This window comes from Streptococcus suis S735 (genome assembly GCF_000294495.1).
Lineage (GTDB): Bacteria > Bacillota > Bacilli > Lactobacillales > Streptococcaceae > Streptococcus > Streptococcus suis.
In genome coordinates this window covers 1,576,153-1,591,272 of record NC_018526.1, presented here as the reverse complement: position 1 = coordinate 1,591,272, position 15,120 = coordinate 1,576,153, and the positions used below count along the sequence as shown (strand labels likewise).

At 43.9% G+C, this 15,120-nt stretch carries 19 protein-coding genes; 18 read left to right on the top strand and 1 reads right to left on the bottom strand.

Going from position 1 to position 15,120, the window contains the following annotated elements:
- Nucleotides 1-145 precede the first annotated feature (145 nt).
- The 18 genes from YYK_RS07935 (at nucleotide 146) to YYK_RS07850 (ending at nucleotide 14,063) form a co-directional block, all read left to right on the top strand.
- Complete coding sequence (locus YYK_RS07935) at nucleotides 146-787, top strand: HAD family hydrolase (RefSeq protein WP_012027715.1); 642 nt, start codon at nucleotides 146-148, stop codon at nucleotides 785-787.
- Nucleotides 788-1,222: 435 nt separating this feature from the next.
- Nucleotides 1,223-2,014, top strand: coding sequence for an enoyl-CoA hydratase (locus YYK_RS07930; RefSeq protein ID WP_012027714.1), 792 nt, complete (start codon nucleotides 1,223-1,225; stop codon nucleotides 2,012-2,014).
- A gap of 79 nt (nucleotides 2,015-2,093) precedes the next feature.
- On the top strand, nucleotides 2,094-2,528 hold the full coding sequence (gene fabT, locus YYK_RS07925; protein ID WP_012775319.1) for a fatty acid biosynthesis transcriptional regulator FabT: 435 nt from the start codon (nucleotides 2,094-2,096) through the stop codon (nucleotides 2,526-2,528).
- A complete protein-coding gene (locus YYK_RS07920; RefSeq protein WP_012027712.1) occupies nucleotides 2,525-3,502 on the top strand; it encodes a beta-ketoacyl-ACP synthase III in 978 nt (325 codons plus the stop codon). The genes fabT and YYK_RS07920 overlap by 4 nt, the downstream gene beginning before the upstream one ends.
- A gap of 59 nt (nucleotides 3,503-3,561) precedes the next feature.
- Nucleotides 3,562-3,786, top strand: a complete 225-nt coding sequence (locus YYK_RS07915; RefSeq protein ID WP_002938891.1) for an acyl carrier protein — start codon at nucleotides 3,562-3,564, stop codon at nucleotides 3,784-3,786.
- Nucleotides 3,787-3,958: 172 nt separating this feature from the next.
- Nucleotides 3,959-4,924, top strand: coding sequence for an enoyl-[acyl-carrier-protein] reductase FabK (fabK, locus tag YYK_RS07910; protein WP_014917305.1), 966 nt, complete (start codon nucleotides 3,959-3,961; stop codon nucleotides 4,922-4,924).
- A 1-nt stretch (nucleotide 4,925) separates the two neighbouring features.
- Nucleotides 4,926-5,846 carry an ACP S-malonyltransferase gene (fabD, locus tag YYK_RS07905; protein WP_012775318.1) on the top strand — a complete coding sequence of 307 codons (921 nt, stop codon included), beginning with the start codon at nucleotides 4,926-4,928 and terminating at the stop codon, nucleotides 5,844-5,846.
- A 9-nt stretch (nucleotides 5,847-5,855) separates the two neighbouring features.
- Complete coding sequence (gene fabG, locus YYK_RS07900; RefSeq protein ID WP_012027710.1) at nucleotides 5,856-6,590, top strand: 3-oxoacyl-[acyl-carrier-protein] reductase; 735 nt, start codon at nucleotides 5,856-5,858, stop codon at nucleotides 6,588-6,590.
- Between the two features lie 25 nt (nucleotides 6,591-6,615).
- Nucleotides 6,616-7,851: a beta-ketoacyl-ACP synthase II gene (gene fabF / locus YYK_RS07895; protein ID WP_012027709.1), complete on the top strand. Its 1,236-nt coding sequence runs from the start codon at nucleotides 6,616-6,618 to the stop codon at nucleotides 7,849-7,851.
- Complete coding sequence (accB, locus tag YYK_RS07890) at nucleotides 7,852-8,328, top strand: acetyl-CoA carboxylase biotin carboxyl carrier protein (protein WP_014917304.1); 477 nt, start codon at nucleotides 7,852-7,854, stop codon at nucleotides 8,326-8,328.
- Nucleotides 8,325-8,747 carry a 3-hydroxyacyl-ACP dehydratase FabZ gene (gene fabZ / locus YYK_RS07885; protein ID WP_012028464.1) on the top strand — a complete coding sequence of 141 codons (423 nt, stop codon included), beginning with the start codon at nucleotides 8,325-8,327 and terminating at the stop codon, nucleotides 8,745-8,747. Before accB ends, fabZ begins: the two co-directional genes overlap by 4 nt.
- A gap of 293 nt (nucleotides 8,748-9,040) precedes the next feature.
- The gene (locus tag YYK_RS07880; RefSeq protein WP_012027706.1) at nucleotides 9,041-10,414 is read left to right on the top strand and encodes an acetyl-CoA carboxylase biotin carboxylase subunit; all 1,374 of its coding nucleotides are present in this window, start codon (nucleotides 9,041-9,043) and stop codon (nucleotides 10,412-10,414) included.
- Nucleotides 10,415-10,428: 14 nt separating this feature from the next.
- A complete protein-coding gene (gene accD / locus YYK_RS07875) occupies nucleotides 10,429-11,295 on the top strand; it encodes an acetyl-CoA carboxylase, carboxyltransferase subunit beta (protein WP_012028463.1) in 867 nt (288 codons plus the stop codon).
- Complete coding sequence (locus tag YYK_RS07870; RefSeq protein ID WP_012027703.1) at nucleotides 11,292-12,065, top strand: acetyl-CoA carboxylase carboxyl transferase subunit alpha; 774 nt, start codon at nucleotides 11,292-11,294, stop codon at nucleotides 12,063-12,065. The genes accD and YYK_RS07870 overlap by 4 nt, the downstream gene beginning before the upstream one ends.
- Nucleotides 12,066-12,128: 63 nt before the next feature.
- Nucleotides 12,129-12,602, top strand: a complete 474-nt coding sequence (locus YYK_RS07865) for a GNAT family N-acetyltransferase (RefSeq protein ID WP_002938864.1) — start codon at nucleotides 12,129-12,131, stop codon at nucleotides 12,600-12,602.
- Nucleotides 12,595-13,227, top strand: a complete 633-nt coding sequence (locus YYK_RS07860; protein ID WP_012027700.1) for a hypothetical protein — start codon at nucleotides 12,595-12,597, stop codon at nucleotides 13,225-13,227. The genes YYK_RS07865 and YYK_RS07860 overlap by 8 nt, the downstream gene beginning before the upstream one ends.
- A 177-nt stretch (nucleotides 13,228-13,404) precedes the next feature.
- A complete protein-coding gene (locus YYK_RS07855) occupies nucleotides 13,405-13,650 on the top strand; it encodes a hypothetical protein (protein ID WP_014636119.1) in 246 nt (81 codons plus the stop codon).
- A 20-nt stretch (nucleotides 13,651-13,670) separates the two neighbouring features.
- A complete protein-coding gene (locus YYK_RS07850; RefSeq protein ID WP_012027699.1) occupies nucleotides 13,671-14,063 on the top strand; it encodes a CPBP family intramembrane glutamic endopeptidase in 393 nt (130 codons plus the stop codon).
- 53 nt (nucleotides 14,064-14,116) lie between these two features.
- On the opposite strand, the gene YYK_RS07845 is transcribed toward YYK_RS07850, so the two are convergent.
- Nucleotides 14,117-15,043: a site-specific integrase gene (locus YYK_RS07845; protein ID WP_012028462.1), complete on the bottom strand. Its 927-nt coding sequence runs from the start codon at nucleotides 15,041-15,043 to the stop codon at nucleotides 14,117-14,119.
- Nucleotides 15,044-15,120: the final 77 nt, after the last annotated feature.

Sequence of the window (15,120 nt, the reverse complement as noted above, 5' to 3'; positions counted from 1 at the left end):
AGCAGAATGATATGAAATTGTCAGTATGTTCAGACAAATCTTGCCAAGAATTTTATCGAAAAACGAACAAGAGACAAGTATGAAAATTTCAGAAAAACATTTTTTTCTTTCAACTGTGTTACAATTAAAGTAATAGGAGGCGAGTATGGTAAAAGCAATTATTTTCGACATGGATGGTGTACTTTTTGATACAGAAACATTCTATTTTCAACGTCGAGCGGATTTTTTAGCGACAAAAGGTTTATCGGTTGATCATTTGGATCCATCTATATTTGTCGGCGGAAGAGCTAGTCAAATTTGGCAACGGATTTTAGGGGATGATTATGATAACTGGGATGTCCCTGCCTTGGAAGAAGAATATCGTGTGTATAAAGAAAAGCGACCAACCCCTTATGCAGAGAGGATTTTTCCTGAAGTTAAAGCGGTATTGGAGAGACTAACTATCCAAGGTATTCCTGTAGTTTTGGCTTCAAATACCGACCGTTCAGAAATCGAACGTGCTCTACTAGATGCTGGTATACGCTTTCACTTTAGTCATGTTTTCTCAGCGATGGATTGTGAGGCCCCAAAGCCAGATCCCACAGTTTATATGAAAGCAGCTAGTGCAACAGGAGTAGCTAAATCGGACATTTTAGTATTTGAAGATAGTGCGAAGGGGATTGAAGCGGCTAAAAAAGCAGGTTTGACAGTTTGGGCTATTCGAGACCAGCATTATGGAATTGATCAGTCGAAAGCAGACAAATTGGTAGACAATCTTGAAGATGCCTTTGACTTATTGCGATTTTAAGAAATATTATATTGTAGTCCAAGCATCAGTTCTCGTGAAAAATGGTATTTCTAGCTCAGAATCCAGTTAAATCTTCCAAAAGTATTAACGTGAAAAAATGAAAGTTGTAAATTAAACTTAGAGCCTATAATTTACAGTTCAGACTTGCATATTGAGGTTGTTTTTTCAAAATACAGTCAGTATTTCCCGCAAAACTACCTTGATGAGTGAAAAAGCCAAGGCGCTTTGCGTGTGAATATAGATTCTTAGACACGTTATTTTCTAGCATATCTAAATTTTATATTGCGATGATGGCCTCCATCTTTTTCGGACGTCACACTTTCCTTGCTAGAAAAAAGTGACAATTTTAAAAACTATGTTACAATGGAAAACAAGAAATTGAAGTTTGATATTCAAATCTTTTAATTATCAAACTATTTTGAAAGGAGCAAGAGAATGGCCTATCAAACAATTCGTTATGAAGTAATTGATTCCGTAGCGATTCTAACTTTAAACAGACCGGAAGTGGCAAATGGTTTTAATATTCCTATGTGTGAAGAAATCTTAGAAGCAATCCGCCTTGCAGAAGGGGATGCCTCCGTCAAAATTTTACAAATTCAAGCACAGGGTTCCATTTTCTCCGTGGGTGGAGATTTAGTTGAGATGAAGCGTGCAGTTGATGATGATGATATTGCTTCTTTGGTAAAAATAGCAGAGCTGGTGAATGATATTTCGTTTGCGATGAAGAAATTGTCTAAAGTAGTCATTATGGTGACAGATGGGGCAGTGGCTGGAGCCGCGGCTAATATGGCAGTGGCAGCTGATTTTGTTATTGCCTCCAGCAAGACAAAATTCATCCAAGCCTTTGTAGGCGTTGGACTTGCGCCGGATGCGGGGGGGCTCTTTCTACTGAGTCGTGCTATTGGGGCTAATCGTGCTAGTCACTTGGCGATGACTGGAGAGGGCTTATCAGCGGATAAGGCTTTAGAATATGGGATTATTTATAAATTGGCAGAGCCAGAAAAACTAGAAAAGACGGTTGCCCAGGTCATAAAAAAACTCTTGCGAGGCTCAGTAAATTCTTATGCAGCAATCAAACAATTGACATGGGAAAGTCAATTTAAAGACTGGGAGTCTTATCGCCGATTGGAGCTGGATTTACAAGAAACATTAGCCTATAAAGAGGATTTTAAAGAGGGAGTTCGAGCGCATGCAGAACGACGTAGACCAGTGTTTACGGGAGATTAATTTTTAAATTAGTAAAAAATGTTTGACAATCAAAGTTTTATGGTTTATACTTTGACTATCAAAGTAAAGGAGGCCTGTTTTGGAAGATCCAAAAGTAAATGAATATCTAACGGCCATTTTTAACAATGTGTTGGTGATTGAAGAAACAAGTCTGCGTGGTAGCCGATTCAATGATATTTCGATTAAGGAAATGCACACGATTGATGTGATAGGAAGTATTGATGGAGCTACTCCGAGTGATGTTGCTCGGACTTTGATGGTAACCTTAGGTACTGTTACAACTAGCTTGAACAATTTGGAAAGAAAAGGATATGTTGAGCGTATTCGTTCGACCAAAGATCGGCGAGTTGTTCATCTCTATCTGACCAAAAAAGGTCGACTGGTCTATCGTTTGCATCAACGATTTCACAATGAAATGGTGAAACAGATTACAGATGGTATGGATGATGCAGAGTATCAGGTAATGAAGAAAGGACTCATGAAACTCTATCACTTCTTGGAGGATTTGAAATGAGAAACCATGCTAAAATCAGTCAGGTGGCCCACTATCTTCCGAAGAAGATTGTGACCAATGATGATTTGGCTCAACGAATGGAGACCAGTGATGAGTGGATTCGTAGCCGTACAGGTATCGGTCAACGGCACATTGTTACTGGAGAGACGACGAGTGATTTGGCTAGTCAAGTGGCTAGAAAATTACTGGAAAAGTCTCAGCTAGATGCTAGTGAAATTGACTTCATCATCGTAGCAACGATTACTCCAGATGCTTCAATGCCATCTACAGCAGCTATGGTTCAAGCAGCAATTGGCGCGAAAAACGCTTTCGCCTATGATCTCGTTGCAGCTTGTTCAGGATTTGTTTTTGCGCTATCAACAGCGGAAAAATTGCTTGCTTCAGGAGTCTATAAGAGAGGACTTGTCATTGGTGCAGAGACCCTATCTAGGTCTGTCGACTGGTCGGATCGATCAACGGCTGTTTTATTTGGAGATGGTGCTGGAGGAGTTTTGCTGGAAGCGTGTGAACAACCGACCTTTTTAGCAGAAATCTTGCGAACGGATGGCGGTCGAGGTGCTAGTCTGACAGCAGGGATAGACCAGAAAGAGACGCCATTCTCGACACAAAGCTGTCAGCAACCCTTTATCCAAATGGAGGGCAGAGCTATATTTGAATTTGCTACGAGGGATGTTACGGCAACCATGGCAGAGCTGCTAGAACAAGCTGATATGACTGTGGATTGCGTTGATTATTTCTTGCTCCACCAAGCCAATATACGTATCCTGGATAAGATGGCTCGTAAATTGGGAGTGGCGCGTGAAAAATTTCCAGCAAATATGGATAAATATGGCAATACCAGTGCAGCAAGTCTTCCTATTCTCTTATCAGAATGTGTAGAGAGCGGAATGTTGCGATTGGATGGAAGCCAGACTATTCTCATGGCTGGTTTCGGTGGAGGCCTCACATGGGGAACTCTACTCTTACAACTTTAGTTAATTCCTTGCCCTAGGCAAGATTAAAATATTTTATTTTACAAAAGGAGACACATATCATGGCAGTATTTGAAAAAGTACAGGAAATCATCGTTGAAGAATTGGGTAAGGATGCTGAAGAAGTAACTCTTACAACAACCTTTGAGGATTTGGACGCAGATTCATTGGATCTTTTCCAAGTTATCTCTGAAATCGAAGATGCATTCGACATCCAAATCGACACTGAAGAAGGTTTGACTACTGTAGGCGATTTGGTTGCTTATGTTGAAGAAAAAACAAAATAATGACTGTTAAGGAGAGTGCTATGTAGCATTTTTCTTAAGTTAAATACTTTGATAATCAAAACATTGAAATATCAAACTATTTTTTGAGTGAGGGGGGGCAACCCTTCACTTGTTTACCTAATGATTTGATATTCAAATGATTAGGTAAGCAAGAAAAAAAGATGAGGGAATTATGAAGACGAAAATAACAGAATTGCTCGATATTAAGTATCCAATTTTTCAAGGTGGTATGGCTTGGGTAGCTGATGGAGATTTGGCTGGTGCCGTATCTAATGCAGGTGGTCTAGGAATCATCGGTGGAGGAAATGCTCCCAAAGAGGTGGTCAAGGCAAATATTGACAAGGTTAAATCTATCACGGACAAACCTTTCGGTGTCAATATCATGCTTTTGTCTCCTTTTGCGGATGACATTGTTGACTTGGTCATCGAAGAAGGTGTGAAAGTTGTCACCACAGGAGCAGGAAATCCAGGGAAGTATATGGAGCGTCTCCATGCTGCAGGGATTACAGTTATTCCTGTTGTACCGAGTGTAGCCCTTGCTAAACGCATGGAAAAATTAGGGGTAGATGCTGTTATTGCTGAAGGTATGGAAGCCGGAGGTCATATTGGTAAAGTGACCACCATGACCTTGGTTCGTCAGGTTGGTGAAGACGTATCTATTCCTGTTATTGCTGCTGGAGGTATTGCAGATGGTGCAGGTGCAGCGGCAGCCTTTATGTTGGGAGCAGAAGCGGTGCAAGTTGGAACTCGTTTTGTAGTAGCTACAGAGTCCAATGCCCATCAGGCTTATAAGGAAAAAGTTTTAAAAGCTAAGGATATTGATACAACTGTATCAGCTTCTATTGTTGGACATCCTGTGAGAGCCATCAAGAATAAGTTGTCATCTGCTTATGCAGCTGCAGAGAAAGATTTCTTGGCAGGTAAAATTTCGGCAGATGCTATTGAAGAGCTTGGTGCGGGAGCACTTCGCAATGCAGTTGTTGATGGTGATGTAACAAATGGCTCCGTAATGGCTGGTCAAATTGCTGGTCTAGTTTCTAAAGAAGAATCTTGTGAAGATATTTTGAAAGATATCTATTATGGAGCAGCCAAAGTGATTAGAGAAGAGGCAAGCCGTTGGGCTTCGGTTGGAGAATAGGATGACAAAGACAGCTTTTCTTTTTGCAGGTCAAGGGTCTCAGACAGTGGGGATGGCTCGCGACCTTTACGAATATTACCCGATAGTTAGAGAAACGTTTGACCAGGCTAGTCAGATTCTGGGGTATGACATTCGCGACCTAATTGACAATCAAGAGGATAAATTACATCAGACTCGCTATACCCAACCTGCTATTTTGACCACTTCTGTGGCTATTTTTCGACTGCTGGAAGAAGAGGGAATACAACCCGACATGGTAGCTGGTCTATCCTTGGGAGAATATTCAGCTCTGGTGGCATCGGGAGCTTTGGCCTTTGAAGATGCGATTGCCCTGATTGCTAAGCGTGGTGAATATATGGAACTGGCTGCGCCAGCAGGGACTGGTAAGATGGTTGCTGTTCTCAACACAGATGTCAACTTGATTGAAGAAATCTGTGCGACTGTTACCTCTGGGATTGTTTCCCCAGCCAACTACAACACACCAGCCCAAATCGTCATCGGAGGCGAGGTGGCTGCAGTGGATGAGGCGGTTGAATTGCTGAAGGAAGCAGGTGTCAAGCGGATGATTCCGCTCAATGTATCTGGCCCCTTTCACACGGCTCTCCTGCGACCAGCGTCGGAGCAATTGGCTCAGGCCTTGGAGCAGGTGGAACTTGCGGACTTCCAAGTAGAGTTGGTCGGTAATACGGAAGCCGAGGTTATGAAAAAAGAGGACATCAAGTCCCTCTTGCCCCGTCAAGTGATGGAACCAGTTCGTTTCTATGAGTCAATCGCAACCATGCAGGAAGCTGGTGTGACTAACTTTATTGAAATCGGTCCAGGTAAAGTCTTATCAGGATTTGTCAAGAAAATCGATAAGACGGCGCATGTTGTAGCAATTGAAGATATAGAGGGGCTACAAATAGTATTAAACAAATCATGAGGAGGAATCATGGAATTAACAAATAAAAATGTTTTTGTAACAGGTTCAAGTCGAGGAATCGGTTTGGCTATTGCTCATAAATTTGCCAGTTTAGGAGCAAATGTCGTTCTTAATGGTCGTGGTCAGCTAGGTCAGGACTTGCTGGATAGCTTTGCAGATTACGGTGTGAAAGTCCTAGCTATTTCAGGAGATATTTCAAGCGCGCAAGATGCCAAACGAATGGTGGCAGAAGCCATCGAAACACTCGGTAGCGTCGATATTTTGGTCAACAATGCAGGGATTACCAAAGATGGAATGGCTCTTCGTATGACAGAAGAGGATTTTGATACGGTTCTGAAGGTAAATCTTACTGGAACTTTTAATATGACGCAGGCTGTTTTGAAACCAATGACAAAGGCTCGTGAGGGTGCTATTATCAATCTATCAAGTGTATCTGGCTTGATTGGAAATGCTGGACAGGCCAACTATTCTGCTTCTAAGGCAGGTGTGATTGGATTTACTAAAGCCATTGCCCGTGAGGTTGCTGGGCGAAATGTTCGTGTCAATGCGATTGCGCCGGGCTTTATCCAATCTGATATGACAGATGTTTTATCTGACAAGATTAAAGAAGCTATGACTGCACAAATTCCGATGAAACGCTTTGGTGCGACAGAAGAAGTAGCTGATGTTGCAGTGTTTCTTGCCAAGCAAGAATATCTAACAGGACAGGTGATTGCGGTTGACGGCGGCTTGACCATGCAGTAAGTTTCCTAATGAGAAAGGACTGAAAATGACAAAATTAAATCGTGTAGTAGTAACAGGCTACGGTCTGACATCTCCAATCGGAAATACGCCAGAGGAGTTCTGGAATAGTTTGAAGGCTGGGAAAATTGGGATCGGAAAGATTACCAAGTTTGATACCAGTGAATATTCGGTCCATAATGCTGCGGAATTAAAAGATTTTCCTTTTGACAAATATTTCGTGAAAAAGGATACAAATCGCTACGATAATTACTCGCTCTATGCACTCTATGCAGCTAAAGAAGCGATTGCTAATGCACAGCTGGATACAGAGACAGTGGATAGTGACCGTTTTGGTGTTATCTTATCAACAGGTATCGGTGGTATTTTGGAAATTGAAGAGCAAGTTGCTCGTATGAATGAAAAAGGTCCAAAACGCATTCGTCCCATGGCTCTTCCAAAGGCCCTGCCAAATATGGCGGCTGGAAATATTGCTATGCAGGTCGGTGCAAATGGCGTCTGCAAGTGCATCATCACAGCCTGCGCTTCATCAAATGATGCTTTAGGGGAAGCCTTCCGTGAAATCAAGTTTGGTTTCCAAGATGTGATGCTGGCTGGCGGAGCAGAGGCAGCCATTACTCCGTTTGCAATCGGTGGTTTCCAAGCTTTAACAGCTATGTCGACTACTGAGGATCCAGAACGTGCGTCTATTCCATTTGACAAGGACCGCAATGGTTTTGTCATGGGAGAGGGTTCCGCGGTTTTAGTATTGGAAAGTTTGGAACACGCAGAGGCGCGTGGAGCGACGATTTTGGCGGAAATCGTTGGTTATGGAAATACTTGCGATGCTTACCACATGACTTCTCCGCATCCAGAAGGTCTGGGTGCTATTAAGGCCATGAAGTTGGCCATTTCAGAAGCAGGTTTAGAGCCAGCTGATATTGACTACATCAATGCCCATGGCACTTCGACACCGGCTAATGAAAAAGGGGAAAGCCAAGCTATTGTATCCGTATTCGGCAAGAACACGCCAGTTTCTTCCACCAAGTCCTTCACAGGGCACTTGTTGGGGGCGGCGGGTGCAGTTGAGGCGGCAGCTGTCATTGAGGCTATGCGTCATTCTTATGCACCAAAGACAGCTGGTACGACAGAATTATCTGAAGATATTGAAGCGGATGTCATTTATGGACAGGGGCGTGATATGGAAATCCGTCATGCCATTTCAAATACATTTGGCTTTGGTGGGCATAATTCAGTCATCGCTTTCAAACGTTGGGAGGCCTAAGTGAATATTACAGAAATTAAGGACCTGATGAGTCAGTTTGACCAGTCAAGTTTGCGAGAATTTTCGTATAGCAATGCTGGGGAGATCTTGCATTTCAGTAAAAACCAGCAGGCGACAGTGGCTCCGAGTCCAGCGGTAGAAGCTCCGCTTGCCCCAGTAACTCCTGCAAGCCCAGCCCCTGTGCCAGCAGTTGAAATGAGTGAGCCAGCTCCAGCAGAAGCAGGTGCCAGCCTCGTGGCAGAAGGTGCGGTAGTGGAAAGCCCCTTGGTCGGCGTGGCTTATTTGTCCCCAGCCCCTGACAAGCCAGCCTTTGTGGCAGTTGGGGATACGGTTAAAAAAGGCCAGACCCTCATGATTATCGAAGCCATGAAGGTCATGAACGAAGTACCAGCTGACCGTGACGGTGTGGTCACAGAGATTTTGGTGGCCAACCAAGATGTTGTAGAATTTGGACAAGGATTGGTACGCATCAAATGATTGATATTTTGAAAATTAAAGAGGCGCTTCCTCATCTCTATCCTATGCTCTTGGTCGATCGTGTCCTTGAAGTATCGGAAGATGAGATTGTTGCCCTCAAAAATGTGACCATTAATGAGCCCTTCTTCAATGGGCATTTCCCAGACTATCCTGTCATGCCAGGTGTTCTCATCATGGAGGCTTTGGCACAAACCGCAGGTGTCTTGGAGTTATCCAAGGAAGAAAACAAGGGCAAGCTGGTCTTTTATGCCGGTATGGACAAGGTTAAATTTAAGAAGCAAGTTGTACCTGGTGACCAGTTAATCATGACCGCTAAATTTGTCAAACGCCGTGGAACCATTGCGGTCGTTGAGGCAAAGGCAGAGGTGGAAGGAAAACTGGCTGCGTCGGGGACGTTGACTTTTGCTATTGGAAAATAATACTCTTCGAAAATCAAACTCAGCCGTTGTTGACTTGATTTGATGAGTGTCAAGCTCCAGTGGAGCTTGACAGCCTGCTACCATAAGATAAGAAAGTAGCAGGAGTATATCTGCTCTTGGAGAAACGAACTTCGTTCGCTCTATCTCCAACCTCCAAAGCTTTCCCAAACCTTTGGAGCTAGCCTGATTTTGATTTTCATTGAGTATGAATCGGTCCGTTATTTTGCAAACTAGTTAAGGGCTGAGCTTGTGATAAATAATTATTCTATGTTAAAAAGGAGATAGGATTCATCATGTTTGAGAAGATTTTGATTGCTAATCGTGGTGAGATTGCGGTGCGGATCATTCGTTCGGCCAGAGAGTTGGGGATTGCGACGGTGGCTGTCTATTCAGAGGCTGACAAGGAAGCTCTCCACACCATGTTGGCAGATGAGGCTGTCTGTATCGGCCCAGCCCGTTCGACAGACTCCTATCTCAATATGCAGGCAGTCATCTCGGCGGCTGTTGTGACAGGTGCCCAGGCCATTCATCCTGGCTTTGGATTTTTGAGTGAAAACTCCAAATTCGCCACCCTCTGTGAAGAGGTTGGTATCAAGTTCATCGGACCTTCTGGGACGGTTATGGATACCATGGGCGATAAAATCAACGCGCGGGCGGAGATGGTTAAGGCTCAAGTGCCTGTTATTCCAGGCTCTGACGGTGAAGTTTTGACCAGTCAAGAAGCCCTTGAAATCGCTGAAAAGATTGGCTACCCTGTCATGCTCAAGGCATCGGCAGGTGGTGGCGGTAAGGGGATTCGTAAGGTGGAAAAAGCTGAAGACCTAGTGCCTGCCTTCGAATCGGCTTCCAGCGAAGCCAAAGCAGCCTTTGATAACGGAGCTATGTATATAGAGCGTGTTGTCTATCCAGCTCGCCATATCGAAGTACAGATTTTGGCGGATCAGCATGGTCATGTCATTCATTTGGGAGAACGGGATTGTTCCCTTCAACGCAATAACCAAAAAGTTTTAGAAGAAGCTCCGTCAATTGCTATCGGTCAGACCATGCGGGAACGTATCGGTCAAGCAGCAGTGCGGGCTGCCCAGTCAGTTGGATATGAAAATGCAGGAACCATTGAGTTTCTTTTGGACGAAGCCAAGGGCGAATTTTACTTCATGGAAATGAACACACGGGTGCAGGTGGAACATCCTGTTACCGAATTTGTCACCGGTGTGGACATTGTCAAGGAGCAAATCAAGATTGCGGCTGGTCAGGAACTCAGTGTCCGCCAAGAAGATGTGAAGATTACTGGTCATGCCATTGAATGCCGCATCAATGCTGAAAATCCAGCCTTCAACTTCGCCCCAAGTCCAGGTAAGATTTCCACTCTCTACCTGCCAAGTGGTGGCGTTGGTTTGCGTGTAGATTCAGCTGTTTATCCAGGCTACACCATTCCGCCTTACTATGATTCTATGATTGCCAAGGTCATCGTGCATGGGGAAAATCGTTTTGAAGCCCTGATGAAGATGCAGCGAGCCCTCTACGAATTGGAAATTGACGGAGTGGTGACCAATACGGACTTCCAGCTGGACTTGATTTCCGACAAGCGAGTGGTGGCTGGTGATTATGACACTGCCTACCTCATGGAAGAATTTTTACCCCGCTATCAAGAAGATCTAAAAAAGTAAACTAGGAGAATGCTATGGCTTTGTTTCGCAAAAAGGACAAATATATCCGCATCAATCCCAATCGTTCGCGGATAGAGTCAGCACCTCAAGCAAAGCCAGAGGTGCCAGATGAACTCTTTTCTAAATGTCCTGCTTGTAAGGTCATCCTTTACAAGAATGATTTAGGATTAGAGAAAACCTGTCAACACTGTTCCTATAATTTTCGGATTACAGCCCAGGAACGCCGGGCTTTGACAGTTGATGAAGGATCGTTTGAGGAATTGTTTACAGGGATTGAAACAACTAATCCGCTGGACTTCCCCAATTATTTAGAGAAATTAGCAGCCACCCGTCAAAAAACGGGCTTGGATGAAGCTGTTTTGACAGGCAAGGCGACAATCGGCGGTCAGCCAGTTGCCCTTGGAATCATGGATTCTCACTTTATCATGGCTTCAATGGGCACAGTGGTCGGTGAGAAAATTACCCGCCTCTTTGAGTTGGCGATTGAAGAGCGTTTGCCAGTCGTCCTCTTTACCGCATCTGGCGGTGCTCGGATGCAGGAAGGCATCATGAGCCTGATGCAAATGGCCAAGATTTCTGCAGCCGTGAAACGCCATTCCAATGCTGGCCTCTTTTACCTGACGGTCTTGACAGACCCCACAACAGGAGGTGTGACAGCTAGTTTTGCCATGGAAGGCGATATTATCCTAGCTGAGCCGCAGACCTTGGTTGGTTTTGCAGGACGACGGGTTATTGAGTCAACCGTTCGGGAAAATCTGCCTGACGATTTCCAGAAGGCTGAATTTTTACAGGAACACGGCTTTGTCGATGCTATTGTCAAACGCCAGGACTTGCCAGCGACCATCAGTCGCTTGCTGAGAATGCATGGAGGTGTCAGATGACCAGTGATGTAGCACGTATGATCCGTTTGGCACGTGACCAAGCTCGCCTGACGACCTTGGACTATGCCACACAACTCTTTGATGACTTTATCGAATTGCACGGTGATCGCAATTTCCGTGATGACGAAGCTGTAGTGGGTGGCATCGGCTTTCTAGCAGGTCAGCCGGTGACAGTTATCGGTATCCAAAAAGGGAAGAACCTTCAGGACAACCTCAAACGGAATTTCGGTCAGCCCCACCCAGAAGGCTACCGCAAGGCCCTTCGCCTTATGAAGCAGGCGGAAAAGTTTGGTCGCCCTGTTGTCACTTTTATCAATACCGCCGGAGCCTACCCAGGCGTCGGTGCTGAGGAGCGTGGACAGGGCGAGGCCATTGCCCGCAACCTCATGGAGATGAGTGACCTCAAGGTGCCTATTATCGCTATTATCATCGGAGAGGGCGGCTCTGGTGGAGCTCTGGCTCTAGCGGTGGCAGACCAGGTCTGGATGCTGGAAAACTCCATGTACGCCGTCCTCAGCCCCGAAGGTTTCGCCTCTATCCTCTGGAAAGACGGCAGTCGAGCCATGGAAGCGGCAGAACTCATGAAGATCACTTCTTATGAGTTGGAGAAACTCCAAGTGGTCGATAGGGTGGTTTTGGAAAATGGCAGAGCGACCAAGGAAGTCTTGTCTGATATCAAGGACAACCTGGTCAGTCAGTTGGCTCAACTACAAGCCTTACCACTTGAACAACTACTCGAAAACCGCTATCAACGCTTTAGAAAATACTAGGAAGACCTAGTATTTTTTTGATAGATTTGATACAATGGATAAAATAATTTCAGGAGGTTTTCCATGTTAGTAAAAGCAGATCTATCAAACGCAGAAGAATTGCTACCTATTCAGCACCGAGCATTTGCGGCTTTATATAAAACCTATCAGGACCAGTACAACCCTGCCATTGAAACTATGGACTATTTCCAATCACGCTTTGCACGACCAAATTGTAGCTATTACAAGATTATCGAGGAAGAGCACACAGTCGGACTAGTACGGACAACGGTCGCTGAAGACGCTGAACAGGGCTGGCTAGGCTTGATTGGTATTGATCCAGACCACAGAGGAAAAGGCTATGGTCACAAGGCTATGCTCGAATTGGAAAGCCTTTATCCGACAGTTAGACGCTGGGTTCTCTGCACGGTTTTGCAGGAGTCTAAATTAGTTTCTTTCTACGAAAAGCTCGGCTACAAGGCCATCAAAACAGAGCCTGAACAAGAAGGCATGGATATGGTCTATATGGAGAAGTGGATAGGAGATTCAGATGCTTGAACAGTGTCGCAGATACCTGGATTATCAAGGAGTTCATTATTGCAAGCCTGAAAAAGCAGGAGCTTTGGCAGGCGATATGATAGCCTTAAAAAATGTAGCACAGGCAGCACGCAAGGAGTTTCAGACATTAAGTTTAGTCTTAGCTGAGCACGTCAGTCCCTTTGTGCCTGAGAGGGTCAGTCAATGGATGAATCAAGCCCAAATTTGCAGACCACATTTTTGGACCTATTACCGTTTTCCCTCTGCTAGTCTAACGGACTCGGCTCTTGCTATTCGTTTGTATGGTAAGGGAACTGAAGCAGGGATTTCAGTAGAAGTCAGTTTTATTGAACGAAAGAAAGTGGAGACCTCTCTGCTTCAGCAAAATCGTGTTCTGAACTGCTCGATTGCGGCACCGCTTTATTATTGGGTGCAAGAGGGACAGGTATTTTATCGCCTGGACGGAACGGAGGAGAATAGACAGAGCCTATTACAAGCCGTTGAAGCAGGACGGATTCGTAAAGTATTGGTCAAGTATGATGTACCGTTTAGAACCGTTGCCTCCGAGGAGGAACTGCTGGAACGCTTGATTCAGGGCTTTTCTCTACTAGAGCCCTACTTGAAGATGACACACCTCGCTAAATAATCAGTGGGGTGATGGCAACAAACATCGTAAGGGTATTTGTTTTTTAGTGTATATTGACAAATTCATTGAATTTTTGTAAAACTGTATCACAACAACAGAACAGTTTGATTGACATTACGTGAAATCCTATAATAGATTGAAGGCACTCTATATGATGAAGCGGAAGAGGAGAAGAGTATGGAGAAACTAGGTCAAAGTTTGAAATGGCTTGGTCGGAAGATTTGGCTATTATTAAGGATTTTTGGTCTCTTAGTGCTTGCTGTCCTTCCGGATCTGATTTTGGAAGGGTCCAAATCGCAAGTCACCTTGGTAATAGTTGGGCTGATGACACTTGGACTTTTAGTCTTTTTCTGGTGGCGGGCTGAAAAAATGATCTGCCAGTCTGGGACCCTAACATTCTTACTTGGGACGGTCTGGCGATAGTTATATTAGCCTTTGCTATCATGCAGTTGACGGATATGCTTGGTTATTATTTGTTGGAATTGCAGGGTGTTACCACAACAGAAAACGATGCTTCGATTATAGAATTTTTGAAGGGAGTTCCTTTTAGACTGGCACTCTTGACAACAGCATTTTTGCCAGCAGTTGTAGAAGAAGTCATATTTCGAGGCTACTTCTTTAAGAAATTATTTGGATCACAGGTTTTGTTAGGAATAGTTGTTTCAAGCCTCGTTTTTGGCTCCTTTCATGGTCCAACAGACTTAGGCTCTTGGTTGATTGATGCTGGCAGTGGTATTATTTTGTCTCTCCTCTATTACAAGAGTAGATACTTAATCTATCCAATAATCGTACACTTGGTGAACAATTTCATTGCAACAGTTTTTTACTATATATAAGAAAAGACGGTTCCATACGGATTCGTCTTTTGCTATAAGTAGAAACATGGAATTTAACAAAGTCCGGAGAGTGACCGCATAATTAAATCAACATCTTGGTTTTCCAACTCACGAATGATATGAAGATAGGTTTTCTGGGTCGTTGTTATGCTTGCATGACCAAGTCGTCTAGCAACACTTGCGATAGAGACCCCGGCAAATAATAAAATAGATGCATGGGTGTGTCGCAGGGCGTGAATGGTGACGACAGGAAGATTTGCACTTAGGCAACGCTTTTCAAGAATGGCATTGATGGTAGAGTTGTAAATCCGCTCTTTCTTCACGAAAAGTAGGTCATCAGGTTGGGTGTGCTGTAATAAGTTGGCGAATTGGGTGCTGGTTTGCCAGTCGAGTTGGATTTTTCGAATTGAAGATTTATTTTTTGTAGGTAAAAATCCGCCGTCTCCTTTATAATTCCATGTTTTATCAATGGTCAATAGCTGTCGGTGAAAATCAAAATCTTGAGTAGTGAGAGCAAGGGCTTCGGAGAATCGAATACCTGTTTTAGCAATCAATAAGATGAGCCAATCCCAATTCAGCTCCTCTCCGAGACGTAATTCTTGTATCAACTGATGAAGTTCAAATTGGTTGAGGTATTTTGTCTTTTTCTTTCGAGGAAGTCTTCCTTTGATAATCACCTTACGTGTCGGATCTCGTTCAATAATTCCTTCATCTACAGCATCTAAAATAGCTCCTTTCAACTGGTGATGAAAATCCATGGTTGTCTGTCGTTCATGTGTTTTAGCATAGCTGTTAATCAATTCTTGGTAACGAACCCGATTCAAATCTTCCAACAACAGACTAGGAGCTAGCCTGATAAGCCACTGCAATGTCATTCTATATTTCTTGAGAGTGACTTCTCGAATGGCTCCTTCCTTGTAAATCCGAAGCCAATTTGCATAATAGTGATGGAAAAGCAATTTTTCTTTTGATAAGTTCATGGCAGAACCTCCTTTTTTAATTTTTGTAAATTACATAATTTATTGACAGGTTTCTGAGAAGATGCTATACTTAGTTT

What these genes read in the sequence shown, in the direction of transcription:
- fabD (WP_012775318.1), top strand. Translation starts at nt 4,926, where the DNA reads ATGACAAAGACAGCTTTTCTTTTTGCAGGTCAAGGGTCTCAGACAGTG.
- YYK_RS07930 (WP_012027714.1), top strand. Translation starts at nt 1,223, where the DNA reads ATGGCCTATCAAACAATTCGTTATGAAGTAATTGATTCCGTAGCGATT.
- YYK_RS07920 (WP_012027712.1), top strand. Translation starts at nt 2,525, where the DNA reads ATGAGAAACCATGCTAAAATCAGTCAGGTGGCCCACTATCTTCCGAAG.
- YYK_RS07855 (WP_014636119.1), top strand. Translation starts at nt 13,405, where the DNA reads ATGGAGAAACTAGGTCAAAGTTTGAAATGGCTTGGTCGGAAGATTTGG.
- YYK_RS07935 (WP_012027715.1), top strand. Translation starts at nt 146, where the DNA reads ATGGTAAAAGCAATTATTTTCGACATGGATGGTGTACTTTTTGATACA.
- YYK_RS07870 (WP_012027703.1), top strand. Translation starts at nt 11,292, where the DNA reads ATGACCAGTGATGTAGCACGTATGATCCGTTTGGCACGTGACCAAGCT.
- YYK_RS07850 (WP_012027699.1), top strand. Translation starts at nt 13,671, where the DNA reads ATGCAGTTGACGGATATGCTTGGTTATTATTTGTTGGAATTGCAGGGT.
- YYK_RS07915 (WP_002938891.1), top strand. Translation starts at nt 3,562, where the DNA reads ATGGCAGTATTTGAAAAAGTACAGGAAATCATCGTTGAAGAATTGGGT.
- fabZ (WP_012028464.1), top strand. Translation starts at nt 8,325, where the DNA reads ATGATTGATATTTTGAAAATTAAAGAGGCGCTTCCTCATCTCTATCCT.
- accD (WP_012028463.1), top strand. Translation starts at nt 10,429, where the DNA reads ATGGCTTTGTTTCGCAAAAAGGACAAATATATCCGCATCAATCCCAAT.
- fabG (WP_012027710.1), top strand. Translation starts at nt 5,856, where the DNA reads ATGGAATTAACAAATAAAAATGTTTTTGTAACAGGTTCAAGTCGAGGA.
- fabK (WP_014917305.1), top strand. Translation starts at nt 3,959, where the DNA reads ATGAAGACGAAAATAACAGAATTGCTCGATATTAAGTATCCAATTTTT.
- fabF (WP_012027709.1), top strand. Translation starts at nt 6,616, where the DNA reads ATGACAAAATTAAATCGTGTAGTAGTAACAGGCTACGGTCTGACATCT.
- YYK_RS07845 (WP_012028462.1), bottom strand. Translation starts at nt 15,043, where the DNA reads ATGAACTTATCAAAAGAAAAATTGCTTTTCCATCACTATTATGCAAAT.
- YYK_RS07880 (WP_012027706.1), top strand. Translation starts at nt 9,041, where the DNA reads ATGTTTGAGAAGATTTTGATTGCTAATCGTGGTGAGATTGCGGTGCGG.
- YYK_RS07860 (WP_012027700.1), top strand. Translation starts at nt 12,595, where the DNA reads ATGCTTGAACAGTGTCGCAGATACCTGGATTATCAAGGAGTTCATTAT.
- YYK_RS07865 (WP_002938864.1), top strand. Translation starts at nt 12,129, where the DNA reads ATGTTAGTAAAAGCAGATCTATCAAACGCAGAAGAATTGCTACCTATT.